Source organism: Epilithonimonas bovis DSM 19482, assembly GCF_900108115.1.
GTDB lineage: Bacteria > Bacteroidota > Bacteroidia > Flavobacteriales > Weeksellaceae > Epilithonimonas > Epilithonimonas bovis.
This window is the reverse complement of the sequence record NZ_FTPU01000006.1, coordinates 42,792-68,791: the sequence shown is the minus strand read 5'-3', so window position 1 is coordinate 68,791 and position 26,000 is coordinate 42,792. Positions and strand designations below refer to the sequence as shown.

The following is a 26,000-nucleotide window of genomic DNA, read 5'->3' as shown; positions in this document are numbered from 1 at the left end:
TCTTTTTGTAATAAATAAAACCATTAAAAAATAAAATTTGGTATTGTAAAATACCAAATTTTACATTAATTTGAAATCAATCATTATTGACAACAGTTGATGTGTCCACCACCCCCTGGCCAATTATTGATAAAACCCCCTCTAGGACACGTGGCCATAGTACCACATACTCCACTTCCACCTTTAATAGTTCTCATTTCATTTCTTGACATACCTTTTTTCATGTCTTTTAAAGTAATTTTTTTCATAATTTAAAATTTTTTAATCTATGTCATTATTGACAGTTCAAAAATATTTTTTTTTTATTGATTAAAAATAAATTTAACAAATTTTAACTTTATTTGTTTTTTTTAATTATGATAATTATAGATAGTTTTCACAAAATAATGCTATTATTAATTAGCTGAGATTATAAAATTTGTTTGAAAAAAGATAAAACTCCTCCGGAGTTCTATCTTAAAAAAATAATCGAATTCAGGTTAATTATGAATAAATATTTAAAAATTAGTATCATTTGATTATTCGCTAAAGTGAGAATAAATCATACCAAATCCGTAAATAAGTAAAAATCACCTAAAAAATATTTCGCATTATAAGTATTGGTATTTATTTTATATTTTTTAGGAAATTAATTTGAATTTGTCTATATATACTTCTTATTATATTGGAAGAATTCTTATTAAGATTAGGGCAGAATTTACCAAGCTAATTTTTATCATTTTAATATTGAAACATCAACATTTATACTTGGATTAATGGTCGTTTCTACAAATTTAGACTGACTTGTCTTTCGCACTAAACCTTTTGAAAATATGGAACCGCTAAAATACAGTTCTCCATTTTCTTTATTGTCTAACAATTCCAATGTAATTAAAAAATCGCCTTCTAATATTAATTTATACTCGGACAAATCCAAACTTTTGGTCTTAAAATTATCGTTATTGCTTATGTTCAAAAGGATATTGTCTTCTAATATATTTTGATAATTTCCGTCTGAATTGACTTTATAAATGTTTACTCTAAATGGAGTATTTGTAAATGACGATTCTAATATATTAACATTCAGTTTTTGCAACTTGATTTTGTTTTTATTCTTGATTAATGTGCCTATTTCCTGACCTAAAACACCATTTTTAAAACCAATCCGAATATTATGACTGTTGGATTTTATTCCTAAAACTTTTGCTTTCGGTTTACGATTTTCAAGGACTACTTCTTCAATATTTACAGTTTTTGCAACACGAGAAAGACGATATATTTCTTTATGCTGATTGATAAAATCATTCACAGAAATCTCTAAATCCTCATATCCAATCGAAGAAATCTTAATAATATCATTTTCCAGATATGAAGAAATTGTTAAACTGTAAGCTCCGTCAATATCTGTAACAGTGCCTTCCGTTCCGTCTAAAATACCAATATTTGCATATTTTACAGGTTTGTTGTTTTCATCATAAATATGCCCTTTTAATAAAATATTTTGACGAGAATTTCCATTAATTTCTATTGGATTGTTGTTTTTGGCATACCAATCTCTTATGTTATTTCTCTGTTTTTCTATTGATTGTCGAACTTCAACATCTTTTGTAGGAATGGAACTGTACATTTGTCCGTAAGGGTCTTTCATAAATGCTTTTTCCGATTCATAAAATCTATCCTTACTCACTTTGATATAGTTTTTCCCCATTATTTCATCACTGAGATAATTTTGAGAATCTATTTTATGATTGCCAATGAAAGTAAATTGATATTCTTTATTTTCATCGTATATTTCTAAAATTAATCCCGGCAAATTACAGAACTTATAAGGGCCATCTTGAATTGGAATATCGGAAGTAAACCAAGCTGTCCAAATTCTTCCTCCGTAAGAAACTTCGGCTTTTTGACAAGAAAAACCAGAAATTAATTTTTTATCGCTCAATATTGTCCAATTAAAGTTCTTTTCTTCGGAATATTCATAGTTGTCTGTTCCGATTTTGTCTTTATATTCAATATTTTTTGGCGTTTTTTTAATGATAAAAGAAAAATCGGGTTCTGTAACTCCAATATCCTCCATTTTATTTACGCCCTGCGTTTTCATAAATTGCATTCCCTTTTTTAACAGAGAATCTTGCGATACGGTTTTGAAATCTCTGAAAATTGAAAATCCATTATCTATATCCAAAACAAAATGAGCCTTTTCCCGAATTGTATCAGTCTGGTTTGGTTTATATTTCAGTTCATAATAAAATCTTGAAATTTGAGCATTAGCAAAAATTGACAAAAAAATTAATAAGAATAGTAATTTACTTTTATACATATAAAAAAATTAAGTGAGAAATTTTGTAATAAAAATTAGATTATACTAAAAGAGGATTTGACCAACTAAGATTTTTATTTCTAGTAATATAATCAATTAAAACCATGCCGATTCCACAGTACCCATTCAATAAACCATAGTTCTCTACAAACTCTATATTATCATCTTGTGGCTCATAAGAAAGCAACTTATTTGTTTCCATCATTTCAATGGTCATTTTAATCCAATAATCATATAAGGGATTTAATTCTGGGATGTTATATTCATATAACAATTTATTTAAAATGTGTGCTACCCCTGATGCACCATGACAAAATGATGCATCATAAATTAAATTTTGTTTTAAATCTTTTCTTTCGTTTATTTTTTTTATGATTTCTTTTCCTTGTTCAAGATAAAAATCATTAGAAAGATTCTTGCCCGCCAAGAAAAAAAGTAATGAAATACCTAAATCCCCATAACACCATGCTAATCGTGATGATTTATTAGTTTTTAATCCATCATTATTAACAAAATTTGGAAAACAAGAATTAGCATCTTTGTTGTTTTTAAATGCAAGTGTCATATCTAAGGTATTTGTTAACAATTCTTCAATTTTCTTTTCCGGAAAAAAATTATGAATTTTTAAAAGTACAATAACAATACTAATATATCCGTGAGAAAGTCCTAAATTAATTTTTTTCGTATCTTTTTTTGATAACCATATACCGTTAGTTTGCTTTTCAACTAGGGCACTTAAAACTTTATCTATTGCATTACTATCCAAAAATTCAATATGATTATCAATTAGAAAATTCAAAATGCCAATACCTCCAGTTAATAAATCAAAATTATTCTCATATAACATATTGGTACATTCTAAAATTAGAAAATCACAGAAATCTTTGTCTAATTCAATTTCTGAATTATCACCAATTAAATCATAAGAATACTCCAAAGAGAATAATACTCCACTTAATCCATAAGATAATGTTAGGTTTGGTATAGAATTATTCTCAATTGCCGTGAGTAAATTCTTTCTAATACTGTATATTTCTTTTAAAACCTTCTCATTAGACTCAAAATTTTTGTAATAATTAGATAAAAAAATCAATTTTGAAGAAGAACCATTTATATATCCAGCAGCATCAAAATCATGTTTTAATGTTTTGTCCAATATATAGTCAATTATTTTGTAAATATTTCCCATAAGAAAAAAAATGGATATCCTTATGAGATATCCATTAATCATGCATTATTAAAGATTAAAAATTGTCACAGTAAACACCTTTACAAGAGTCTGTTTCGCAATGACCAAAAACTGACCAGCATAAAAAATGAGAAGGCTTTTCTGCTTCTAAATTTCCTCCTTTAACAGTTTCCATTTTTTTCTTTGATAGCTCAACAACTGTTTTTTTGTTAAGCGTTAATTTAGCATTCTTTTTCATAATGTTAATTTTTATTTGGATTAATATTACAAAACTAATTTTTTATTTACAATTATACAAGTGGTTAACGATTTTTTTAAGAAAAAATACATTAACATTTCATAAAATCTATTTTGTGAATTAACAGTTCGGATTATATGCATGTGGATAATACTATCTAAGAAATAAAACTTCTCCTCGTTTGATAGTTTTTTTAAATAAAGAAAAGTATCATTTTTTATAAATGCCATATTTTTTTTTAAGAATGATTTATATTTATTTTTTTCATCTTTAATAATCTCAATTACATCTTTTTCAATATTTTTATATCTCAAATTATATTCTTTATTTGTATTTGAATTGTGATAAAATTCATTAGAAAGATTTTTATACATTTTTGTGCTAAAATCTAATAACTGCTCATCTACTATACCTAAAAGTTTACAGTAACCAAGAATTGAACTGATCGTATACTTCCAAAGTGAACTTTCATCTGAAATGGTTTTTTTTAATATTTCTTTACAAAGAATACTATCTACTTGAAAAATATCCTCAAATAAAATAATTTTTTCATAACCATATCTTGCCAATTCCCGACAATATGTATCAATTTGAACTTTGGATATTATTTTTTTTGATATGTATTTTTTTAATATCTTATCAATATTGTTATATACTTGTTGCTGAAGAGTGTTTTTTGATCGAATTCTTAATCGAATGTGAAAATCTGGAGAAAAATATTTAATGTAAAAAAAAGTATCTATAATATTTTCTGATTTTAATTTTTCGCAAGAGTTAATAAGTTTTATTATTAGTTCATTTGAAAAATTTTGTGCGACTATTATTTTGTAATAAATCCATTCTGAGTTTGGAAAAAATTCTTGTTTAATTTTTGTTAATTTAAAATTATTTATGTGACTACCACTTTCACTGGAATTCAATTTAACTGGTACAATTATTTCGTTACTGAACGATTTACTTAAATCATTATTTTTAAAAACGGAAGAAAAACTCTCATCAAGGAATTCTGTGATTATTAACTCTTTTTTCTTTTTTAACTCTGAAAGTAATATTTCTCTCATTTCATTATTATCTGAATCGATCAATAAGGTATTATCACCCTCTACTATATAGAAAAAATGAGGTAATTTTAATAATTTGATATACTCATCTATATCGCTATTACAATTTATAAAATCGTCGAGGGTTAATCTCCACATTTCTAAACTTAATATAATGCTATCTAAATATTGAAATCTAGGGATATGATTATAAAACTTTAAATACTTTTCAACATTCAAATAGGCATTATTTTTAACATTATATTGGTCTTGTAAATCAAGTAAAAAATCTATTATTGGAAGATTACTAGGATACTGAGAGTTAAAAGCATTAGAAAAAACAGGAATGATATTTTTCTTAGTTATTTTATCAAATATATTTAATGTTCCATTTATATATTGTAAATATAGATTATCTACAAAAATTGAATTACTATTTGTTGGATTAGAAAGGTATGGTATTTCAGCTTCTCGTTTAATATTTCTTTGTACAATATTTCCTATTTTATTTTCAGGAATATGAATTATTTCTGCAAGAGTGTGATTCTTAAAAAAAACTTGTTCGTATTCGGTAATCTCTTTAGCTAACACTTTAATATCTTCATTGTTAGTAAACCTTCCAATGATTTTAGATGCACTACCGTTTACGGATATCATATGGATTACATCTTTATTATTATCATTTTTATAAATGCTACATTTTAATGTTGTCGTTGGAGTATTTAGTATTTCTTTTTTGTTTTCATCTTTCTCAAAAAAAATTAGGTCATCTTGGCTTAGGACAACTATTTTATCATCGGTAGACTTAATCTTATTAATAAAAAAATTATCTCGATTATTCCATTTTAAAGTACTAGAATCCCGATTTATGTTGTAAATATAAAGACCTTCAATAAGCGGATTTCTTCCTATATTAGAGTTTTTTAGTAAGTCGCCATAACCGATACCAATCTCTACATCTAAGGCTTCGGTTAATAAAACTGGGTTGTTTTCATATTTTTCGTAAAATGCCTGTATAAAAGTTTGTAATCTTGTATTTATCGATATGTCATTGTCTTTAAGCAACTGTATGACATCATAACCTTTTTGTATTAACTTTTTGTGTTTATTATTCAGACTAAATGCTTGCTTTGTCTTAAAATAAACGTCATGATGGAAGTAACTTTTACTTTTAAAATTATTTTCTAAGTTATTTATTAAATTAGTGTAATCAGATAGTTTCAATCTATAATCTTTTATTGTGGAAATTGCACTAATTTGACTTAGGATGTTTTTGATAAAAATATACTCCTGTTGCTTTGATTTATGTTTAAAAAAATCAGCTAAAGCTTCTTCTGTAGTTCTGTCCCCAATTGAAAAATAGTCAATTTCACTACGAAGAAAGTTAGCCTCTATTAATTCAACTAAATAAGATTCTATTTCTTCATTGGAAAAAGTAGGATATACTTTTAAAATGATATCTATGTACTCTTGAATAGTCCTTGCCGACCTTCCTTGTTTAATGATTTCTTTTAATATAGGGTTTGCAGTAATAGCACTTAGCTTATAAATTCTATAACCATTTTCATTTAATGCATAGTCTATATATCTAATTTGTCCAACTATTTCATAAGCACTGGTATTAGAAAAATAACGGCAATCATTCCTTATCGAATTATCAAAAAAATGTAAAAGTTTATATACTAAAGCAGAATCAAGACGTATTATTTCATAGTACTCATCTATAATAGCTGTTTCATGATTATTATCGGAATTTGTATTAATAATCAAATTTCCAGCAAATACTCCAAAAGGTGTACACCTATTACATGCTCGTGAATAATACTTTAAAACAGCATAATGGCTTTTAATTTTGTTTTTATTATTTATTTCATTATAAAAATGTGGAGAAGAAACTGCTATCTGATATAAAAAAAAATCATTTTCGAGAATTTCTTTTAAAAAATTTTCTTGATTGATTTTATTAAATTCATTATAGGGATACATGGGTATACGTACGACCGCAGAAGTAAAAAACTGTAACATATTTTTTGTTTAATTCTAGGAGGAAGAGAGATAGTGAAAACAATAATAGTAAATATTTCTTTTAATTTCAAATAATATGGCTATAAATTGCAAATGTTTAAAAAATAACAAAAAAAGCATTGTTTTGGTTGTTACTGTTTTTCAGGAGATTATCTACTCATAAAATGGAAATTAGAAAATCATTTGATAATACTAATTACATTCAAAAGTTAGTATAGAGTTTTTAATGTAATCATTAAAAAATAGTAGTTGATATCCACAACCGGAGATTCCATTAAAGAGTCCAGGAATAATTAACCCTTTATTATTTCTAATGAAATATAGATCATTGAAAGAATTTAGAGTGTTTTGTATTTTACCTAAAAACTCAGGATTATTAACGTACTTAGAAAAACGAACAAGAAGTTCTGCATTTCCATACTTTCCAAAAATAATGGAATCATTTCCGTTCAAACCACTTTTGTAGGTAGATTCAACACAATTTTTCAAATCCCTTTCTATAATATTTAAAAATTCTTCAGAAGTAAATATTTTTGATTCAATTAATTCCAATCTTACCAATCCGATGCCAGGAGCGCCATGCGACCAACCAAGAGAAGAATATTTTAACTCTTTGGTAACAAACCCCCTATTATCCTTCCAATTTTTATAATTATTACTATAAAATGTATTTTCAAATAATATTGCTTGTTTAATTATATTTTTACATTCTAAATCATTAAATAACTTGAAATATCTTAATAATGCTAAAATTATCCCAGAAGACCCATGTGCAACTCCGCACAGAGGTTTTTTATGGAATTCAGAAAGCCAATAAATACCTTTTTTACTTATTACCGCAGATGAAATTAACCGATTATAAGTAAGATGTGTTAGTTTGTTTATAGTTGGTGAATTACTTATTTTTTCTAGTTCAATTAAGGCAATTAATAAACCCGCTCTTCCATAAATAACCCCATTATTTTGGGAGTTTTCAATAAGGTTTGTTAAATCTAAAGAATCAATATATTTTAATGCATCATTTACATACTTAATATCATCATATATCTTGTACATTCTTAATAAAAAATAAATTGTTCCTCCAATACCTGCTATTCCTAAATATTTAGAATTATGTAATTGTCTGATGTTTTTCTCGTAAAGTCGAAATATAGTTTTACTTATGAAAGTATTTTTAAATATTTTATTTGCTTCTGCAAGGAACAATAAATCTCCAAATTTACCATTAATTAAATCATTGTTGCTATATTCTATATTATATTGATTAGGTTTCTTATATGATTCTTGAAGAGTAAAGTATGTATTGCTTTTTCCTACTATATTTTTAAAAAACTCATAGGCGAAATTTATGTTATTCGAAATGTATTTTTTTGTGAATATTTTTTTTAAATTTTCTGTATTACTTTGTGCGAAATTATACTTAATTAAAAATAATTGCTTTTCTAAATCTCTCTTAGATATTTTATTATTTAGTTTGTATAAAAGAGAATTTAATGGACTTCTTTCAAAAAAATTTCTTTTTGTAAAACCATTAGAACTCCTAAGGGTAGTTGATTTTATATTACAATAATAATAAGGAATATCGTTGTTATATATATCTGAAATTTCAGATTCTAAAATATTAGTACTTCCACTATATGGTTCCTTTAATTGTTTTATAAAATTAATTCTATCATTTTTATTTGTTAATAGAATTGGTGATAAAGATTCATATAACACATGAAAGTATGTGTAAGTATTCCGTATTAAAAACCTTATGGGGAATTCTGAAGTTCCCCCAGAAAAAAAAGATATAATCTTTTTTTTTCTATTCATTAAGAATGTGTAAGATTTTTTAAAACCGCTCAATATTTCTTCTATATATTCATTAATGTTTTCATGCTCATAGAGTAAAAAATAATTTGATTTAATCAACTTACTTTTTTCTTCGAATGATATAAGTTTTCCATTTACAATACCGATTATTTCCTTTAATAATGGAAATTCTTGAGTTGTATCATTAATATTATTTAAGTTAAGTCCTCCAAAATCAATTTGTTTGTCTCCTATTTCAATTTTATTTGATAAAAGCCCAGTTGAAAGAACATTATGCTCGTTTATTTCAGAATCTTTAATTGGATATAAAATTGATTCGCAATCTATTAGGACTAATCCTTTTTCATTATTTATAATTATATTTTCATAATGAAAATCTGTGCCATTTAAAAAATACAAAATGCAAAGTATATGTCCGATTTCTTCTAATAAATTCGCCTTAATATCTTTTTGATTAGATTGCTCAATAAATTCTGACCAAGAATAATTTTTTCTATATAGAATTTTAGGTAAGTATATATTAGTATTGCAAGATTTATTGTAATCGCCAAGAAAATTAGAAAAACAAACTTCAATAGCTAAATCTCGATGTTTTAATATTATAGGAGGTTCTTTTATAATTTTTAATAGGGTAGTGCTCTTATTCTTATTATGTCTATCACCCAGCCCCATTCTTATGTATTCTATCTCAGAATTTGTAATTTTAAACACCTCTTTTATTTCTTCAAAATCATTGATATAATTAGAAATAATGTTATTAATATTGTCAATAAAGAAATTAATATTTTCAAAAATTAGCCTAAAAAATTCTGGATATTCATATAGCAAATATTTTCTGAAGTTTACAGTTAAAAGTTTCTTTTCAAATGCATGTAATTTTTCTACATCCGATTTTTCATTTTGAGTGATATCTTCTATGAACACATTATATTCAACAAATAAAACTCTCTCGGATATTTCTATTATTATGTCAAATAGGGAATTAAATGAAAGTGTTATTGCTTCTTCAGAAATAATACTATCTACAACTATAATGTTTTTTTTTGCTTCAAGTAACCAGTCAGAAAATAAATTTAAAAAAAACATCTTTTGGTTGTTTGTATTCGTGATTTTTTTTCTTTTTTTATTGATAAAGAGTGAATTGTATTCCATACAAATAATTAAACAGGTTTTTTTTGAAAAATATAAATTGATAAACTCCCATAGTTTTATGAAGTTCTAAATTTTAGAAAAGTTAAAAATAGTTAATTTTTAATAAACAGAGCATAATATTGAGTAAACCCAAAAGGGGCTGCCTCAATAAGTATGAGACAGCCCCCTTTCTGATTTTTTTAGTAAAATTAAAAAGGCCAACAACTGCTACCGTCAGCTCTACATTCTCCACTTATAGTATAAAAATGTCCACATTTTGATGATATTGGAGCTACTAAAGCTTCTGATTCTGATGAACCACCTTTAACATTACCCATCAAATCCTTATTTATTAAAGGTTTTTTTGAGAATTTTTCAAATTTTGTTTTTTTTGTTTTCATATATAAAATATTTATTCAAAAATAATAAAATAATTTTAATATTGTGTTTTTAAATTATTTTTGTTTCATAAAATTTTAAAATTAATGCTATAATTAAAGCAATTACTATCACAAAAATATTTATTTTACTTTTACCGGCACTCGAAAATAAACTCTTCATTATCTTTTTGACCTCAGAATAATCGAATATTAATATTATAATTATTAATATTTGGTAGTAAATAGCGGATGATAATGCAACAATATTGAATATATAATCTTGAATAATAATATTTATAAGGATTGTTGTTAAAATTAAACATCCAAAAATTCTTGTTTTTCTAAATAAAATTGTTAATGCTCCCAAAATTTCGAATAAACCGATAATTATAGGGTATGTTTTTGAATACCCATAGAAAATCCACATTAATTGTTGACCTGATAATGTACTAATATTTGCAAAATTTCCAGTATTTTCAAATTGGGTTGGTTTACTTAAACCATATATAAACATCGAACTTGATATTATAAAAATAGAAACCCAGTAGATTACCTCCTTTAAATATTTTTTTTTAAACATTTTATTTAGTTTTTTAAAAACTTTTGATTATTTATTTTTTATGATTGTCCGTTTAAAGACCTAAATGGCATTTTTCAAGAAGTTTTCAAGTTTTTTTGAAATTGCCAAAGCGTAACTTTTTGATTATTAATATTATTTAAAATTTTAACTGTGTGATTTTTAGCGAGAAATTAACTTTAGGTAATTAAAAGGACAATCATTTTATTTTTAGTCAAAATCATATTTTTAATGATTAGTCCAGGTTTAACTTTTTTCTAATATTTTAAACTGTTAGACTTCTCGGAAAATCTACATAATTAAATAGTTCAAAGTACAAATAAAAAAAATATTATTATTTTCGTAGTCTTTTCAAGTAAATAGTTAGCGCATCTTCTAATCTGAAGTTTACTGCAGAAATATTATTCGCTTTTATATAAGACGTTATTTGAGGGTCTATTAGTATTGAAAATTCAATAAATTCTTTAATCTTTTCTTTTGGAATTTCTCTTGAAATGAAATACTCATCTCCATTTTGTTTAGTTATCCAATTAATATTTCTGTGCATATCTTCATATTTATAAAGAGTTTTCATTTTTCGAGCTTCACCACTCGCTGTCTTATAAATAGTATCAGGATTTAAAGAGAGTATAGCCAACGGTAAAGAAGTATTTGGTACTTTTTCTCTTTGAATACCTCTAAGCTGTGGTAGTCCTATTTTTTTTTGTAGAATTTCTTTTGAATAATCAGTTTTTAACCTATTAACATCCTTATTTAAGTCTCCAGTTGGTTTAATTACGACTTTCACCTCTTCAATCTCAATGGGAATTCTGTCTAATTTAATAAACATCGGTATTAAAAAATCTACATTTTGAATAACTTTAGATTCTCTTTCAAAATTTTCTTTTATAAATCGTAATTCATCATTTTTTTGAGCCTCAATTTTAAAATAACCTTCATTATTAGTGAATGTTTTGTTACCATTTTTCATATTAACAATTGTTACATTTTGAAGTACAAAACCACCTTCTGATAAAACATTTCCAGATAAAAAATTTTGTGCATACATTATAGTATTAAAGAAAAAAAATAGTAGATACTTCAATTTTGTCATTTTGAATGTCACACAAAAATACTTATTATTTCAAATAAAATTTCAATCAAAAAACTTTTTTTTATTGAAAGATGGCCTAAAATAAAAAATTGATAAAAAACAAAATTTACTCTATTTAGGTCTATGAATAAATCTAAAAAAGAGGTTGCTCCGCCCGATTTAAAAATTCGGTTGCTTTAAAAGAGATAAGAAACTCAGAAATGACAAATGATTTCACGGTAAAAAATCAAAAAGCATCGGTCAAAAAACACCATTTTAATAGTATCTTTGGGCATTCAATCAATAAAAAAACAAAATGAAGAAAATCCTATTTTTATCCGCAATTTCGGTAGTTTCATTGATGTATAGCCAAACCAATTGCGATGCTCTCAAAAAAGAAAATGAAACTTTACAATCGACGAATAAAACTTTGACTTCGGAAAATGAATATTTGAAAAAAGTTCTCGAAATCAATAAACCAATTCTTGAAATAGAAACGGAAAATTCTTCTTTTAAAATCACAAAAATTGTTGGAAATAAGGCGGAAAAAAATATTACCATTAGTTTTCTCATTGAAACAAAAGACGAGAACAAAAAAATGACGATTGAAGATATTTCTATCGTTGATGTTGAGGGAAATGAATATAAAATTGATTTGTATAAATCCAGTAAACCTTTTCCGGAGTTGGTAATGGGAGTACCGATGAAACTCAATTTTTCATTTAAAGATATACAGGGCGAACCATTATTTATCAAACTATTCAAGTTCAAAGCGACCGCACAATCCGGGAAAAATTCATTTGACAAAAAGAGGTCGAATTTAGAATTTAAGGATTTAAAAGTTTCTTGGAATTAATTCAACAATTTGGGTTTAAAGTTCAAAAAAAAAATTAGTCCGCAACCTCTTTTCCAAAACATCAAAAGCCCAAACCCGGCAATGTTTTTGAAATGTGGTTGCTCCGATTTTCCGCAAAAATACGTTTCCGACCGCAGGGAGGAAATGTATTTTTGCCGCCCGCCCCAAATTTTGGGGTCTTATTTGGCGACAAAAATTACAACCTTATCGGTTGCGATTGAAAACTTTTCAAATTCAGAAAAAACCCTCTGTTTTCGGTCATTCCGTTGCGGAATAAGTTCCACAAAAGCGAACTTCCCATTTGTGCCAAAACCGAATTGATGAACAAATCCTGCTTTTCGAGTGCTTCCGCCAAACTACAACTCGGTGTATCGTCCTCTGTTTCAGATTGTTTCAAAAGTTCGCCAAATTCTTCGGTTACGAAAGGCAGATTTTCCACCGTTTCGTATTTTTCGGAATCGGGTTGTCTTATCGTTCCGACTGTGGAAAGTAAAACCTGCCCCGAAAATTGGCTGTTCCCGAAGTCCAACCAATATCTCGAACGGTTGGAATAATAACCGGAATTGCTCAAACTCTTCAAAATTTCGGCAATTTCAAAACGGGATTTTACGCTGTCCACACAAGAAATAAAAATATTGGCACTCGCATTTTCGGGTAAATTGTTCAGATGATTTCTTTCAAATTTCACGGTTTCGGCTTTCCAATTTGTCCCGAAAAATCGGTTGGTTCGGTTGATTAATGCGACTGATTTTTTTAAACCCAATTCGCTTTCCGCAAACAATTGTCTGCCTAAATTAGCTCTCGTTATCACATCATCGTCCCACAATCTCACAGAAAATCCAGCGTGATTGAGTTCGGTCAAAGCGTGGCTCATTCTCGCCAAAGTTGTAAGCATTTGCGAACCTGTTCCACCTGCTCCGATTAAATTTATCGTAATCGGATTGGTCGGATTGAGCAAAAAATTTTCCGTAAAATGTATTCTCGTTTTTGCCATTTCGTTTGCGGTTAAAATTTCGTTTTCTGTATTCATTTCAATAAGGTTTTTAAAGTTCTGTTGGTTTTTTTTAATGTTTCTTTCGGAAAAATTCCGCCTGTTTTGATGAGTTTTTTCCAAAGATTTACGCAATTTCCGTTGATGGGATTGTAATTTCCGAGCAAATGACTGAAATAGGAATTGAAAAAATAATCTTCCCAATTTGCCGTAAATTCTTCCAACGAAACGGAGTTTTTGATGTTCATATTTACCGTTCCCATACACACATTTCCGCTTTCGTAAACATTGAAAAACGGAGCGTAAAAAAGCGGTGTTTTCTCTGTCGGTCTGCGGTTTTGGGCAAGAGCAAAAACGCTTAAACTTCGTTTCGTTGCCCTCCAAATCATTGCTGGAACTTCTGCCGTTCCGTTCGGAATTTCTAAATTTTCGCTAAAAAACATTGGGCGTTTTCCTGCTTTCGTGAACCACAAAACCGTAGCGTTTTCCCCCGAATTGATGTGCAAAATGTTGGTCGGCAAAATGCCTTTCGGTTTCAAATATTCCTGACTTTTTTCTTTTTTCAAATTCACGCTCAATGCTTTTGCCAATGCTTTACTTTCCCGCTCTGTCAAAGGATGTGCGTTCATCGGATTGCCGTTTTTGTCCATATCGAAATGCTCCACATAAGTATTTTTGTTTCGTTCATCAGTTTGATAAAAAACTAATGCCGATGTCGGATAATAAAGCGTTCCGAAATTTTGGGTTATATCTTCCATTTTTAAATTTGTTTTTAATTTTAGACTTATTTTAATATTGTTAAGTGTCTGATTTTGTTTGAATTATAATCTTATTTTATGGTCTAAGTAATTTGCCAAAAGCCATTAGCAACAAGCCAAATGCTATTCGCCAACTGCTAAAAGCAACTCAAAATGTAAATCAGTTCTTCAATCAAAGGGAAAAGTCGGTTTTCAAAATCGAGATTGTTATTTGTGATACTACTTCCGTCAAATTTCTTAATGATAATCGGCTCTTCCGTAATGCTACATTCGTTTAATTCTGCATTTATGGTTTCAAAAAGCATATCAGATAGCATTCCTTTTGTTTCGGCACAAAATGAAATATATTTGTCCATCGAAAGTATCGTATCTCTTTCGTACTCGTCTGTTTCAGCGTTTGGTCGGGAATTTCTGTAAATGGTTTCATTCGGAAATTGGCGGTAAAGCAAAAATATTTTTGATGCCAACAAAAAGCAATCGTTCTCGAAATTATCTTTCGCTTTAAATCCTTTCAAACGCTCTTTAAATCGGCTTAAATTCTGCGGATTGCAGATTTTCTTTTCCATAAAATCGCCAATTTGTTCCGCCTGTTTCATTTCGTGCAAATATTTGGCTGTATCTTCGTTTTCTTCATCGGAAATTATCCAATCCGTAAGTATTTCATACATCCACAAAAGATAACTGCTTTGCTCTCGGTAATACGGAATTTTCGCAACGTGAATCAGATAGCAACATATTGATTTTAAGAATTCTACAACCTTTTTCCGTTTCGGATTTTTGCTCAATCGAAACAACGGAAGTATCGGAATATAATGTAAAGTTTGCCCTGTATTGTAGCGTTCTTCACTCGTGAAATAAGTCGAATTTTCGTCCTCTATCAATCGGATTTCCTGCCAATTTTCTGTCTTATTTTTCAGTTGGTTTTGCACATCGTTCAATGTCAAAGCGATATTGTAAGGAAACTCAAAATTTTCCGTATTCATCGGGTTTATTCCGTAATGTTCCACCAATCGGAAAAGCGATTTGTAAAAATCTTTTTCCGTTTTTTTGGATTTTTTTTGGGTCTGTTCCTGCCAATAATTTTCCTTTAATTTTGGTAAAAATTGACATTTCAGAAAATCATTGGAACTTGGTTCACAGGAGCGGATTTCCGCCTGTCTTTCCGTATTTCGCTCGTATCTTTCGGGCGTTTCAGCCAATCTGCGAATTCGCCCAACTGTCGGTGCAGTTCTCTTTGTTTTTGCTCTTTGGGAATGATTATTTTTCCCGAAATGGTTTTTTGTTGCATAGTCCATAAGTGATAAGTAATGAGTAATGAGTAATGAGTAATGAGTAATGAGTAATGAGTGATTTTTTATTCTAAAAAGTATTTTTGTAAAAGTCCCTCTCCTTTGGAGAGGGATTTAGGGAGAGGATTATCCTTTCGTTCCCATTACGCTTTCAAATCGGTATTGAACGCTGTCATTTTTGATTTGTGGTTCGGAAATTTTTGCGGTGGTTAAAATCGGATAGGTATTGGCATAAAAGTTCATTACGGCTTCTACACTCCATTTCGGTTCCGGGTCGGGAAGTTGGATTTCCTGTCCGTTTTCTTTCAAAATGAAAATCCGTTCTAATTGTGTGGCTAATAACATAATTTTAGGTTTTAAAAGTTAAAGTTTTGATGAGCATTTTCGCTTTCCGTTGCTTTGTCAGTCGGTGTTTCCGTGAAAAGACTTGGTGCAAAATGTCTTTCGTATTCGTCTTGTTTTTTGCGGATTTCTTCGGTAAAATCGGGATATTCAGAAACTTTAGGAAGTGCCGACCACGCCTCTTTGTATTTGCCCTCTTTTTCGAGCGTTTCGGCTTTTTCAAAAGCGTCTTTGTACTTTTTCGCTTTGACTTCCTTTTCCTTTTTTTCTCTCTCGGATTTCTCTTTTTCCATTGCGGATTTCTTTTTGACTTCCTCAAGTTGTTTCATAAAATTTTCCATATCCACCATTAATCCCGAAGTAGTTTGTAGCGGTGTGGAAATATTTTCAAAAAATCCGTTGTCCAATTCTTCGGCTGTTCCCCGAAGATTTAAAGGTGGAATGAGTTTTTTGGCATCGTCTCCGCATTGCTCATTTTTGAGCAATACGGAAAGCACGAAACTGTTTTCTGATGTCGGTCTTAGCGTAATTTGCAAATCGCCCGAAAGGTTCATTTTTGCGATTTGTCTGAAAAAATTGGTTTGCATAATTTTTGGGTTTAAGGTTTAAAGTTCAATGTTTAAAGTTGTTGGTTCTGAATGTTTTACGAGTTGGTTTAATGAAAATTCTTCGGTGTAAAATTCTTCGCCTGTGTGTTTTCCGAATGCGTTGTAAATGGCGTTTCCGTTTTTGAAAACCTGCATTTGGTAGCAGTTCAAACTGTTTTCGGGTTGCAACAATTTCTTTAAATCGCCCGTTTCCAACTCAATGAAAATTTGGCTTTTTTCCGAAAGTAACTCCTCAATTTCGGGATAATCATCTTCCGAAAATTTGAAGAATTCCACATTGGTATCGGCATAATTCAGCCACTTTAAATCGTAATCGTTTTCTACCGTTTTTGCGGTTTCCAAACGCTTTCTTTGGGTTTGTTTCCACTCGTCCGAAATGTGAATTATTGCAAAATCGCATTCGTCCCAATCGCTGTTGTTCATTGCTTTTATGAGCAAATGTTCTGTTGGTTTATCTGATAATTTCATTTTGTTGATTTTTAATAGTGTTCAACTGATTTTCGATTTTTCGCTCCAAAAGAATTTCTAATATTTCGTAATCGCTACCGTAAATATTACCCTCGAAAATCCATTGGTCTTTTTCTTCATCGTATTCGTATTGGTCAAAATCTTCATCTTCCAAATAAATGTCGGTCAGTTCGCTGTTTTCAAAGATTGCTTTGCCAAAAATCAAGTTTCCCATTTCTTCATAATCTTGCACAAAATCGACCTTAAAATGTTCCGCAATTTCTTGGACGATTTCAATATTTGGCGACCATTTCGTCTGATACTCGAAAGTGTCGGTATTTTCGTCATTCAAATGGATATAGAAAAAATATCCGCCGTTGTTTCGGTTCACAAAATCGGGAAGTTGTCCGCAACCCTCTTTTTCCTGTTTTTTTGCCATTGTTTGAAACAACCATTTTATCTGCTCTATCGTTTCGGGGTTTCCCTCGAAAACTACCGTGTTACTGCACCAATTAGGCATAATTTTTAATTTTAAAGGTTCTGCTTGTTCGTAAATGTATGTTCCGCTTGTTTTCAGCGGTTCTGCTCCTTGTGTCATTCGGATTTCCGAGTGGAAAATCTTTGAAAGTCGCCTTGCATAGCGGATTGCCGTGTTTCTTTCGCAATAGATTTGATAAGAAACTTCGATGAGTTCCCAATCTCGCTTGTCTTTTCGGTTTTTGATTTGAAAATTGAATTGTGTTTCCATACTACTGAATTTTAAAATGGTAAATCGTCCTCCAAATCATCGGCAAACACTTTATTTTCCTGCGGTTTTGCCGTTGTCGGATTGTTTGTGGTTTTCGCTGTTTGGTCGGTTTTTCCCTTTCCGTGAAATTTTATCCGTGAGGTGTTTAAATTCAATCTCGATTTTATTTCACCGTCTTTGCCAATCCACGCACTCGAAGAAATTTTCCCCGATAATTCCACCAAAGTCCCTGTGGTAAGGTATTCCGCTATTTTGGAACTTATCCAATACGCACAATTATAAAAGGTGGTTTGGTCGATTTTTTCGCCTTGTTTGTTTTTGTAATAATCATTCACGGCTACTGAAAAATTCACGACTTGTCGGTTGTTTGCCAATGTTTTGATTTCTGCATTTTTGGTAATTCTGCCTACGATTGTGTTCATAATCTTTGATTTATTTTGTTAATGATTTTGTTAATGATTTTGTTAATAATGATTGATTGTATTAATAATTGAAATTTGCGAGTGAATTGATTTGGTATCGAGGACACTCGGCTTTTTTTTAACTTTTACCAAATTGTAAAAGCATAATTTTTTGTTGTTGTTTCTTCTGATTTTTTTCCGTTGATGTCAAAGAACGTCTGCATTTTGAATTGATTCGTACAACTGAGGTTCCGGCTTTTTCTTTGCCGATGACCATTGGACAGTATCTTTCACACAAAACCCGGTTCGGTTCCGTTTAGAAAAAACAGAAATCCCGAACCTGGCTTGAAATCTTTTTGCTCGAAGAGTTTAGGAGTGTCTGAAAAAATTGTTGGAGCGAAGTGGAGAGAATTTTTTTAGAAACCCAAAAAGATTTTTTTGTGCGAAAAATGCTGTCCTACATTTGCAAACGTAAAAGCCAAAACCACAGTTGGGATTAATTTCAAATGACGTTGTTTGTCAATGGAAAAATAAAAGGAAATTCATTAAGGAAATAGGTTATTTCAATGGATTTTTGAAGTTTTATAATTAATTCCATAAATAACTATTTTATCAAAAATTTACTTCACATTGTGCTATATAGCAGATTTTCATTACATTTGTATCATATTTCCAACGACTTATAAGAGTTACGAGTTTTAGAATGAATTTAGATTTTAATATACAATCTTTTATACAACCTGTTTTATATATTCTTAATAAAGCAGGTAAACCGCTTGATACTCATAAGATTTCAAAAATATTATACTTTGCCGATAGAGAACATTTGGCAAAATACGGTACATCAATTACAGATGACAGTTATATTGCGATGAAGTATGGACCGGTGCCGTCCACAATTTATGATATTATTAAGGCGGTTTTAGGATCCAGTGAGATTATTCCTGAAGAAGTGGTAAATAATTATTTTGAAAAATTTTCCGAAAAAGAAATTAATGCTTTGGCAGGATATGATGAAGATGAATTTTCTCAATCAGAAATTGAATGTTTGGATAATTCTCTCAAAAAATATCTGAATCGTTCATTTAGTTTCCTTACCAATGAATCCCACGATTTGGCTTGGGATAATGCGTATTATACGATGGACGTTCTCAAAATTGCTAAAGCAGGTGGTGCAGATAGAAATATGCTCAATTACATTAAAGAGCATAATGAGTTGGCGAACGCAAAATTTTACTAATGGTAAATGTTGGCGATGTTCTTTACCTATTTGTTGAAGACACAGATCCCCCAAAGAAGAAATACTTTTTTGTGCTGGGAGTTACAGAAGACGAAATATCTTTAGCTTCTTTCTTCGTAAATTCCGAAATCAATTTCAATGTAAACCGCAATGCTGTTTTAGTTAAATATAATATTGAACTAAATCCGGTTGATTATCCTTTCCTGCACTATACTTCTTATTTGGACTGTACCAAAATGGTAATCAGAGATAAAAGAGAGTACGATGAAATTGTGAAAAACCGTCCCGAAGCTGTTGTTTATCAACTATTGCCGGAACAATTGGAATTTTTTCGGCAGGTAATTAGAGAAGTTCCTACCATTAAAGGTAAAATTGTGAAAAAATTTGGATTCTATGATGATTAATGAGTTTTAACCACTATAAAATTTAGACAAAAAGGATTACAAACCCCATTATATAAAACACCCTGTTTCGATGAGAAACAGGGTGTTTTTTCTTATTTTTTTGATTCCTCCACAGATATTTTTCTAAAGTCTTTGAACAATTTGCTCAATTCCAATGCTGATTTTCTCGCTCTGGTTCCGGCTGCTTTGTTTCCTTTTTCAACTTGTAGTTCTGCCTCTTTAGAAAATGCTTCAAATTCTGCGTTAATCTTTTCAATAAGTTCTTTCATTGTATGAAATTATAAATTAAGGGTGCAAATATAGAAGATTATTCCAATCCCGAAAAATTTTCACAAAACCACTCATTTCAAATCATCTCCTCCTCTGAAAACCCACCTTTTCCTCTCTTTCCTCATTTTCTATCCGATTTTGATGTTCCGAAAGACTACATTTCTCTTCGTAATTTTCAATATTTTCTGCTTTAAAAAGAGAAATATTTTCGGTTTCCCTTTCTTTGGCATAATTTCTTTTCAAATTATCAGCGGTTTGTTGCTCCTTTTCCTCTTTGTATCGGGAAATCAAAGCCATTCGTATTTCCGGAAGTTCTTCGGATAATTTTTTATCAATTTCCTCGATTTTATCATTAGTGGCTTTAATTTGCTGTTCAATTTCAGCAACATTTACGCCTTGTTCTGCTAATTTGAGTGCTACTTTTTCCGCTTCGTCTTCGGCAAGTTCTACTGTTTTTCGGTAAGATGGCAATCTCGTTTTCCAAAATCCGTCTTCTTGTTCTTCTTCATTTGCCCACATTTCGAATTTACTATATTCATCTTTTGCCTTTTGAATCTCGTTCTGTGCTTTGATATAACCTTCATACTTCCTCAAAACAAACGCATTATCTGCCAAAAATTTATCTTTCTCGGCAGCAATCTGCTTTTTCATCAGTTCGATTTCAATATTGGCTCTGGTTTCCGGATCGGTAATAATCGCTGTTTTCAGTTCCTGCGTAGAAATATCCGAAATATCCAAAACATCAGCACCTTTTTTCATTGCTTCTAAATATCTCGCCTGTTTGGATTGAAGTTTTTGAAGCATAAAAACATCGATACTGTCATTCGTGAGCATAAAATTAATTCTCACATTATCGTTTTTATTGCCTTGTCTCCAAGCTCGACCTTCTACTTGTCGAAGCGAAGTAAAATTATACGGCAACGAAAGCATATAAATATCCGTCGTGTTTTCCTGCAAGTTCATTCCTTCCTGAATCGCTTCGCTTCCAATCACGATTTTTATTTTTCCATTATTAAATTCATCTTGAATTTTCAAACGGTTCGGTTTGCTCGTTGCTCCGGTAATAATCCCGATTTCTTCGGGTTTGTAGCCGATTTCATTCACGAGATATTCTTTGATTTTCGGAAATTCCGATGTCGCCAATTCGGAATAAATGATTTGCCCTGAATCGGGAATATCTTTCTTGTTTTGACGGATTAAATCCACCGTCTGCATCAGCTTTGGCGAATTTTCGACATACTCTTTTATGCTCGGTTCATCTCCGTCATAATACGGCGACAAATACGGCGAAATAGCAATCATTCTTGCGTTGAGAATATGGGTAAGAATTGCTCCTTTTTGCTCGTAATCAAAATTATCATTGAGATTTTCGTATTGCTCTTTCGTGAGGTCATTCTGCTCAATTTTATATTCTTTGTTAAGTTTTGTCGGACGTTTCAGTTCGGGATTGTCTTCTTCGCCTTTGATGTCGATAAATTCGGATAAAAGTTGCTGAAACAAGGTATTGTTTTTAAATCTCCGGACATTGGTTTTGAATTTCACATCGCCTTTTGCATCAATTTCCATATCATTGTCCGCCTCCATAAAGGTTTCAAAAAACGTATTGACATTGAAATATCCCGATTCTTCCAAACGATTATTGGCAATCAGCGACAAAATGGAATAATATTCCAAAGGTTTGTTGGTAAAAGGCGTTGCAGAAAGGAGTGTAACATTTCTGCCATCGTAATTTTCCTGAATGTATTGTGCCGCCATCCACGTATTCATTCCCAACTTTGAAGTCTGTTGGTTCTGACTTCTGAAATCGGAAGCGAATTTTCTGTCCTCAATCCGCACTTTACCAACGATGTGATTGGCGTTATGAACTTCATCAAAAGTCAAATGGTCAAAACCGAAATCTTCCCAATCGTAGATTTTCCCACGTTTCATTTTGCCCTCAATTTCCTTTTCTTTTTCTAATTCTTTTTGGAAATCCCTTTCACTGATGGTGTTTAAGCTCCTCAATTCACTTTCTGAAATGTAGGAATACTGGGAAGCCAATTGCCGTGTCATATTTTCGGAAAAACCGATATTGTTAAAACCTTCATAAGTAACAATGGTAATTTCTCCGTCTTTATTATCGAATTTTGAAAGGTCGTAATCTTTCCCCAAATTCCCTAAAATATTGACTTTCGCATTCGGAATGGTTTCAAAAATTGTATCAACCCATTGTTTCAAAATACTTTCGTTGGGAACAGCAATCAGCGGTCTTTTTGCATTTCCCCTTTCCATTGCTTCGTGCATTGATAAAATTCCCGATAACGTTTTCCCGAAACCGACTTCGTGAGCCAATAATCCAACTCCTTTTGTTGTCAATCTTCCGATTCCGGCTTTCTGAACTTCGGTTAAATTGAGAGGTTTTCCTTTAAAATTCTGATGAATTTCCGAAAACAAAGGAAATTTAGAATAGTCCGGAACGTGGATATGGTTGTAATTTCTGTTGAATCCACTTACAAAACGCTCTCTGTCATTATCGGATAATTCTTCCCTCAAAAATTTCTGAAACAAATCGTTGGCAGCCGCTTTTCTTCGTTCACGAATTAAGGCATTTCTTTCTTTGTCGCTTCCCGTAACCGTTTCGTTATCGACAAACTCACGAACTTCCCACGATGAAGAACCTGCAAACGCTTCACGGGATAATGTTCCGACAAAATCTTTGAATTTATCGGCAAGGCTGTAATCGGCAACAATGGTTTCTCTTTGCTTTTTTTCGGAATTATAAACCTCTTTTTCAACCTTTCCCATTGGGAATTTATGTATAAATTCGTGGTTCGGACTGATTGAAATTTCATCAAGCGATTTTGGTTTTGGCAGAACGCTTTCCAATAATGACTTTTGCTTTTCATACTGATTCTCTGTTCCGCCGACAGAATATTTAACGGCAAAATCTCTTTCAAGCTGTTCTAACTTTTCATAAATATTCCCTTCCGCATAATAAAAATCGTGAATCCATTTTCCGTAGATATAATTGGCAAATTCATAGTGTTTACCGTAATTATTGAGCGTTCCGTCATATTCTGTATCCCGAAATGCTTCAATCTGTTTTTCGGAAATTTCCGAACTGTTTTGAAGTGAAGTATTGACGATTTCATCGGGTTTTATAAAATGATATTTCAGAATTTTTTTCTGAATATTCGGTTTGGTTTGAACTCTGTATTCTGTGGATTTTTCGCTTTGAGATTGAATGATTTTATCCGCTTTTTTTCGGATTTCCTCGATTTGGTTTTGAGAAAAAATTTCGGGTTCATTCAATATTTGGGATTGAAGTTGGGTGTATTTTTCAATCTCTGTCAAAACCGCCGGAGATTTGAATTTTACAGCATCAAGATCTGATAAAACCTGTCCTATTTTCTCTTGAATTTCAGCAAAATTTAGCTCCTTTTTTTCTTCATTAATGAAATTTTCCGATTCATTTTCAGCTAAATTATTTTCAGTTTTTGTTTCAGAATTTTCTAAAAACAAATCCTCAAAAAGATTTCCGATTTTTTCGGGTTTTTCAACTTTTTCAATCTTTTCAGATTTTTCGGGTTTTTCAACTTTTTCAGTTTCAATTTTATTTTGATTTTTAAACTGTTCAATTTTGAGCAAAGCATCTTCCAGACTGCCGTGAACGTATTCTTCCAATCGCCCGAAACGATTGGTTTTTTCTTTGGTTTCGCCTAAAATTTTATCGGGATTATTTTCAAAATAATTGGAAATATCCTCCGAAATTTTCTGTGAATTTTTCTTCAGAATAATAATATCCGTCCCGATTTGCGTTCCCGAAAAAGCACCGACAGGAAGTCTGAAAGCATTTGTGATTTCGGTATTTTTCAGATTATTTTGACGGTTCAGCCAACCCGATGGAAGCACCATCGCCAAAGTTCCGCCGTCTTTCAAAACGTCCAAACTTCGTTTTACAAAATAATCTTCATATTTCGAGATTTTCGGTTCTTCTCCCAAACCTTTGTAAAGTCCACGATGGTCGCCATAAGGCGGATTTCCGATGATTAAATCGTATTGGTTTTGATAATTTTCGGGATTGGTTTTAAGTCCTTTTTCGTTAATAAATTCGGTTTCAAAAGAACGGAGATTAATGTCGGTTTCGGGATAAAGAATTTTTGCAATTTTCGCCGTAGTTTCGTTGATTTCAAAGGCGGTAATGTTGGTTTTTATTCCTAAATTTTTCGCTGCATTGAGAAAATTTCCCGTTCCAACGCTGGGTTCTAAAACGGAAATTTCATTTTTTCCTTTGAATTCATCTTTGATGAGATGGCGAACTGCCTCTACAATTTTTGAATCGGTGTAGTATTCATCGAGGATTCCTCGACCTTCTTTCGCTGTTCCGCCACTTTTGAATTGGCTACAGATTTCCTTTAAATCATCGGAAATTTCCAGATTTTCTTTGAGTAAAATCTTCTTGTCGCCGGAAACAAAACAAGCTGCGGAAACTACTTCTGCAACTTGTTCGTTGGTCAGTTTCTGACCTTTGTATTGTTCAATAAGATTTTCTACATCGGAAAATAATCTTCCTCTTCCTCCGTTTCCGACCAAATGCTGCTCGATTGTGTCTGCAAGTCCATTTCCAGCATCGTTGCTGCCCAAAGTTTGTCCGCTTCGGTGATTTCCGTTTTGCTCGGATTGGCTGTTTTGGCGAGGTTCTCCAATGTTTCGTTCAGGTGTTTCTCGTTCCAGGTGCTGAGTTTCGGAAATTCGGTTGGGTTCAGTTCTGTCTGCATTTTCTGATTTTTTTGGTTCGACTAAGTTAGGATTTTTCTCTTGAAAATTGATTTTATTTTGCAAATATCCGCTCAAATTTTGGTTGCCGTTTTCGGAAATTCCGTACAACAAACGGATATCTTTAATGTTTTTATTTTTGAACTCCGCCAAAATTTTTTCCGTTGCGAAATTTCCGCTTCGGTTTCCGTTTAAACAAAGAAAAATTTTACCATTGAAATTTTGATAGCGGTTCAGAAATTTTTTGGTATTTTCAATCGAATTTAAGGAAATCAAAGTCCGGTTATTGCTTTGATTATTCAGTTTCAGAAGTTCCAAAAAAGATTGGGCATCGTTTCTGTTTCCAAAAACAACGAGTTCATTTTTACTTCCTTCCAAAACGGAAATATCATCAGAAACAGGATTTAAAACGGTTTGGTTACTCACTTTTTCTGTTTTTTACAAAATGGTTGAAATCAAATAATTCTTTTGCCGAATCGTCCCAATTTTTTCTCGGAATAAGTTGGAGCGTTACGAAAATATCGGTTTCTTTGTTGTAGGAATCAATGCGTTCCAATCTTCCGCGATAGTCTTTTTCAGCGTGTTTGTAAAGCGAATACGGCAAAATCGTATCAGTCGGATAAACGTAAAATCTCGTGTAATTCCAAGGGGAATTGATTTCAAAACGCTTGTATTTTTTCTTGAACAAAACCGTGTCGGAAAGGTTTCTTCGGTTTCGGTAATATGGGATTTCTTCTTTTGAAAAAATAGCTCCGTCTTTTTTGTTCCAAATTAAATTTGGTTTTTGCTTTTTTGAAATTTCCGAAAAAACAAGCGTATTATTTTCCGTTTCGAGTGGAAAATACAGCGAATCTTTGATGAAATACACCTGTTTGTTGATTTCGGGAAAAGTAAAATCGGGAACTAATTCCACAATGGAATCTCTGGAATAATTGATTTTTGATAAATGGAAACTTTGAAGCTGGTTCAAACCTTTCGATGCACCAAAATAAATGTTGGAAATGATGTCGATTCCGCCTTTTTCAGATGGAATTTCTTTATGGCAGGAAATGCTTGCGAAAAGCAAAAAAAGATAGGACAATAGTATGATTTTCTTCATTTTTTGAATTTTAAAAAAGCGGCAAA

Annotated in this window: 23 protein-coding genes; 3 read left to right on the top strand and 20 right to left on the bottom strand. The window is 30.9% G+C overall.

Features of this window, described 5'->3' with window-relative positions:
* Window positions 1–83: 83 nt before the first annotated feature.
* The 9 genes from B0B05_RS16535 to B0B05_RS03975 all read right to left on the bottom strand — a co-directional run bounded on the left by B0B05_RS16535 (window position 84) and on the right by B0B05_RS03975 (window position 11,742).
* Window positions 84–248, bottom strand: a complete 165-nt coding sequence (locus tag B0B05_RS16535; RefSeq protein ID WP_159435826.1) for a hypothetical protein — start codon at window positions 246–248, stop codon at window positions 84–86.
* A gap of 467 nt (window positions 249–715) precedes the next feature.
* Window positions 716–2,299 (bottom strand): GLPGLI family protein, encoded by a 1,584-nt coding sequence (locus B0B05_RS04010; protein WP_076782198.1) that lies wholly within the window; start codon window positions 2,297–2,299, stop codon window positions 716–718.
* Window positions 2,300–2,339: 40 nt separating this feature from the next.
* Entirely contained in the window at window positions 2,340–3,455 is a 1,116-nt protein-coding gene (locus tag B0B05_RS04005) for a lanthionine synthetase LanC family protein (RefSeq protein WP_159435824.1), read from the bottom strand.
* 88 nt (window positions 3,456–3,543) lie between these two features.
* Window positions 3,544–3,726, bottom strand: a complete 183-nt coding sequence (locus tag B0B05_RS04000; protein ID WP_076782196.1) for a TIGR04149 family rSAM-modified RiPP — start codon at window positions 3,724–3,726, stop codon at window positions 3,544–3,546.
* A gap of 26 nt (window positions 3,727–3,752) precedes the next feature.
* Window positions 3,753–6,791, bottom strand: coding sequence for a lantibiotic dehydratase (locus tag B0B05_RS03995; protein WP_076782195.1), 3,039 nt, complete (start codon window positions 6,789–6,791; stop codon window positions 3,753–3,755).
* Window positions 6,792–6,983: 192 nt separating this feature from the next.
* Window positions 6,984–9,758 (bottom strand): type 2 lanthipeptide synthetase LanM, encoded by a 2,775-nt coding sequence (gene lanM, locus B0B05_RS03990; protein ID WP_076782194.1) that lies wholly within the window; start codon window positions 9,756–9,758, stop codon window positions 6,984–6,986.
* A 188-nt stretch (window positions 9,759–9,946) separates the two neighbouring features.
* On the bottom strand, window positions 9,947–10,138 hold the full coding sequence (locus B0B05_RS03985) for a hypothetical protein (RefSeq protein WP_076782193.1): 192 nt from the start codon (window positions 10,136–10,138) through the stop codon (window positions 9,947–9,949).
* A 49-nt stretch (window positions 10,139–10,187) separates the two neighbouring features.
* Window positions 10,188–10,697, bottom strand: a complete 510-nt coding sequence (locus tag B0B05_RS03980; protein WP_076782192.1) for a hypothetical protein — start codon at window positions 10,695–10,697, stop codon at window positions 10,188–10,190.
* A 331-nt stretch (window positions 10,698–11,028) separates the two neighbouring features.
* Entirely contained in the window at window positions 11,029–11,742 is a 714-nt protein-coding gene (locus B0B05_RS03975; RefSeq protein WP_143745935.1) for a hypothetical protein, read from the bottom strand.
* Between the two features lie 340 nt (window positions 11,743–12,082).
* Here B0B05_RS03975 and B0B05_RS03970 point away from each other — a divergent pair, with 340 nt between their 5' ends.
* A complete protein-coding gene (locus B0B05_RS03970; protein ID WP_076782190.1) occupies window positions 12,083–12,622 on the top strand; it encodes a transposase in 540 nt (179 codons plus the stop codon).
* 196 nt (window positions 12,623–12,818) lie between these two features.
* Here the strand turns inward: B0B05_RS03970 and B0B05_RS03965 are convergent, their stop codons facing one another.
* From B0B05_RS03965 to B0B05_RS03925, 8 genes are all read right to left on the bottom strand, one after another.
* On the bottom strand, window positions 12,819–13,652 hold the full coding sequence (locus B0B05_RS03965) for a PRTRC system ThiF family protein (RefSeq protein ID WP_076782189.1): 834 nt from the start codon (window positions 13,650–13,652) through the stop codon (window positions 12,819–12,821).
* Window positions 13,649–14,371 (bottom strand): PRTRC system protein B, encoded by a 723-nt coding sequence (locus B0B05_RS03960; RefSeq protein WP_076782188.1) that lies wholly within the window; start codon window positions 14,369–14,371, stop codon window positions 13,649–13,651. Before B0B05_RS03960 ends, B0B05_RS03965 begins: the two co-directional genes overlap by 4 nt.
* Window positions 14,372–14,508: 137 nt before the next feature.
* Window positions 14,509–15,666, bottom strand: a complete 1,158-nt coding sequence (locus B0B05_RS03955; protein WP_076782187.1) for a hypothetical protein — start codon at window positions 15,664–15,666, stop codon at window positions 14,509–14,511.
* A gap of 120 nt (window positions 15,667–15,786) precedes the next feature.
* A complete protein-coding gene (locus tag B0B05_RS03950; protein ID WP_076782186.1) occupies window positions 15,787–16,005 on the bottom strand; it encodes a PRTRC system protein C in 219 nt (72 codons plus the stop codon).
* A gap of 11 nt (window positions 16,006–16,016) precedes the next feature.
* On the bottom strand, window positions 16,017–16,589 hold the full coding sequence (locus tag B0B05_RS03945) for a PRTRC system protein E (RefSeq protein ID WP_076782185.1): 573 nt from the start codon (window positions 16,587–16,589) through the stop codon (window positions 16,017–16,019).
* Between the two features lie 18 nt (window positions 16,590–16,607).
* Entirely contained in the window at window positions 16,608–17,078 is a 471-nt protein-coding gene (locus B0B05_RS03940) for a hypothetical protein (RefSeq protein WP_076782184.1), read from the bottom strand.
* A complete protein-coding gene (locus B0B05_RS03935; RefSeq protein ID WP_245799204.1) occupies window positions 17,062–17,805 on the bottom strand; it encodes a DUF1281 family ferredoxin-like fold protein in 744 nt (247 codons plus the stop codon). Before B0B05_RS03935 ends, B0B05_RS03940 begins: the two co-directional genes overlap by 17 nt.
* Window positions 17,806–17,816: 11 nt before the next feature.
* Entirely contained in the window at window positions 17,817–18,227 is a 411-nt protein-coding gene (locus B0B05_RS03925) for a single-stranded DNA-binding protein (RefSeq protein WP_076782183.1), read from the bottom strand.
* Between the two features lie 682 nt (window positions 18,228–18,909).
* On the opposite strand from B0B05_RS03925, the gene B0B05_RS03920 reads away from it, so the two are divergent.
* Window positions 18,910–19,446, top strand: coding sequence for a Panacea domain-containing protein (locus B0B05_RS03920; RefSeq protein WP_076782182.1), 537 nt, complete (start codon window positions 18,910–18,912; stop codon window positions 19,444–19,446).
* Window positions 19,446–19,850 (top strand): hypothetical protein, encoded by a 405-nt coding sequence (locus B0B05_RS03915; RefSeq protein WP_076782181.1) that lies wholly within the window; start codon window positions 19,446–19,448, stop codon window positions 19,848–19,850. Before B0B05_RS03920 ends, B0B05_RS03915 begins: the two co-directional genes overlap by 1 nt.
* A 92-nt stretch (window positions 19,851–19,942) precedes the next feature.
* Here B0B05_RS03915 and B0B05_RS03910 read toward each other — a convergent pair whose 3' ends face one another.
* From B0B05_RS03910 to B0B05_RS03900, 3 genes are all read right to left on the bottom strand, one after another.
* Entirely contained in the window at window positions 19,943–20,119 is a 177-nt protein-coding gene (locus B0B05_RS03910; protein WP_076782180.1) for a histone H1, read from the bottom strand.
* 82 nt (window positions 20,120–20,201) lie between these two features.
* Entirely contained in the window at window positions 20,202–25,301 is a 5,100-nt protein-coding gene (locus B0B05_RS03905; RefSeq protein WP_076782179.1) for a helicase-related protein, read from the bottom strand.
* Complete coding sequence (locus B0B05_RS03900; RefSeq protein WP_076782178.1) at window positions 25,294–25,974, bottom strand: hypothetical protein; 681 nt, start codon at window positions 25,972–25,974, stop codon at window positions 25,294–25,296. The genes B0B05_RS03905 and B0B05_RS03900 overlap by 8 nt, the downstream gene beginning before the upstream one ends.
* Between the last annotated feature and the right edge of the window lie 26 nt (window positions 25,975–26,000).

Excerpts from the sequence above, each read along its gene's own strand:
- B0B05_RS16535 (WP_159435826.1), bottom strand. The coding sequence starts at position 248 with ATGAAAAAAATTACTTTAAAAGACATGAAAAAAGGTATGTCAAGAAAT.
- B0B05_RS04010 (WP_076782198.1), bottom strand. The coding sequence starts at position 2,299 with ATGTATAAAAGTAAATTACTATTCTTATTAATTTTTTTGTCAATTTTT.
- B0B05_RS04000 (WP_076782196.1), bottom strand. The coding sequence starts at position 3,726 with ATGAAAAAGAATGCTAAATTAACGCTTAACAAAAAAACAGTTGTTGAG.
- B0B05_RS03995 (WP_076782195.1), bottom strand. The coding sequence starts at position 6,791 with ATGTTACAGTTTTTTACTTCTGCGGTCGTACGTATACCCATGTATCCC.
- lanM (WP_076782194.1), bottom strand. The coding sequence starts at position 9,758 with ATGGAATACAATTCACTCTTTATCAATAAAAAAAGAAAAAAAATCACG.
- B0B05_RS03985 (WP_076782193.1), bottom strand. The coding sequence starts at position 10,138 with ATGAAAACAAAAAAAACAAAATTTGAAAAATTCTCAAAAAAACCTTTA.
- B0B05_RS03980 (WP_076782192.1), bottom strand. The coding sequence starts at position 10,697 with ATGTTTAAAAAAAAATATTTAAAGGAGGTAATCTACTGGGTTTCTATT.
- B0B05_RS03975 (WP_143745935.1), bottom strand. The coding sequence starts at position 11,742 with ATGTATGCACAAAATTTTTTATCTGGAAATGTTTTATCAGAAGGTGGT.
- B0B05_RS03970 (WP_076782190.1), top strand. The coding sequence starts at position 12,083 with ATGAAGAAAATCCTATTTTTATCCGCAATTTCGGTAGTTTCATTGATG.
- B0B05_RS03965 (WP_076782189.1), bottom strand. The coding sequence starts at position 13,652 with ATGAATACAGAAAACGAAATTTTAACCGCAAACGAAATGGCAAAAACG.
- B0B05_RS03960 (WP_076782188.1), bottom strand. The coding sequence starts at position 14,371 with ATGGAAGATATAACCCAAAATTTCGGAACGCTTTATTATCCGACATCG.
- B0B05_RS03955 (WP_076782187.1), bottom strand. The coding sequence starts at position 15,666 with ATGGACTATGCAACAAAAAACCATTTCGGGAAAAATAATCATTCCCAA.
- B0B05_RS03950 (WP_076782186.1), bottom strand. The coding sequence starts at position 16,005 with ATGTTATTAGCCACACAATTAGAACGGATTTTCATTTTGAAAGAAAAC.
- B0B05_RS03945 (WP_076782185.1), bottom strand. The coding sequence starts at position 16,589 with ATGCAAACCAATTTTTTCAGACAAATCGCAAAAATGAACCTTTCGGGC.
- B0B05_RS03940 (WP_076782184.1), bottom strand. The coding sequence starts at position 17,078 with ATGAAATTATCAGATAAACCAACAGAACATTTGCTCATAAAAGCAATG.
- B0B05_RS03935 (WP_245799204.1), bottom strand. The coding sequence starts at position 17,805 with ATGGAAACACAATTCAATTTTCAAATCAAAAACCGAAAAGACAAGCGA.
- B0B05_RS03925 (WP_076782183.1), bottom strand. The coding sequence starts at position 18,227 with ATGAACACAATCGTAGGCAGAATTACCAAAAATGCAGAAATCAAAACA.
- B0B05_RS03920 (WP_076782182.1), top strand. The coding sequence starts at position 18,910 with ATGAATTTAGATTTTAATATACAATCTTTTATACAACCTGTTTTATAT.
- B0B05_RS03915 (WP_076782181.1), top strand. The coding sequence starts at position 19,446 with ATGGTAAATGTTGGCGATGTTCTTTACCTATTTGTTGAAGACACAGAT.
- B0B05_RS03910 (WP_076782180.1), bottom strand. The coding sequence starts at position 20,119 with ATGAAAGAACTTATTGAAAAGATTAACGCAGAATTTGAAGCATTTTCT.
- B0B05_RS03900 (WP_076782178.1), bottom strand. The coding sequence starts at position 25,974 with ATGAAGAAAATCATACTATTGTCCTATCTTTTTTTGCTTTTCGCAAGC.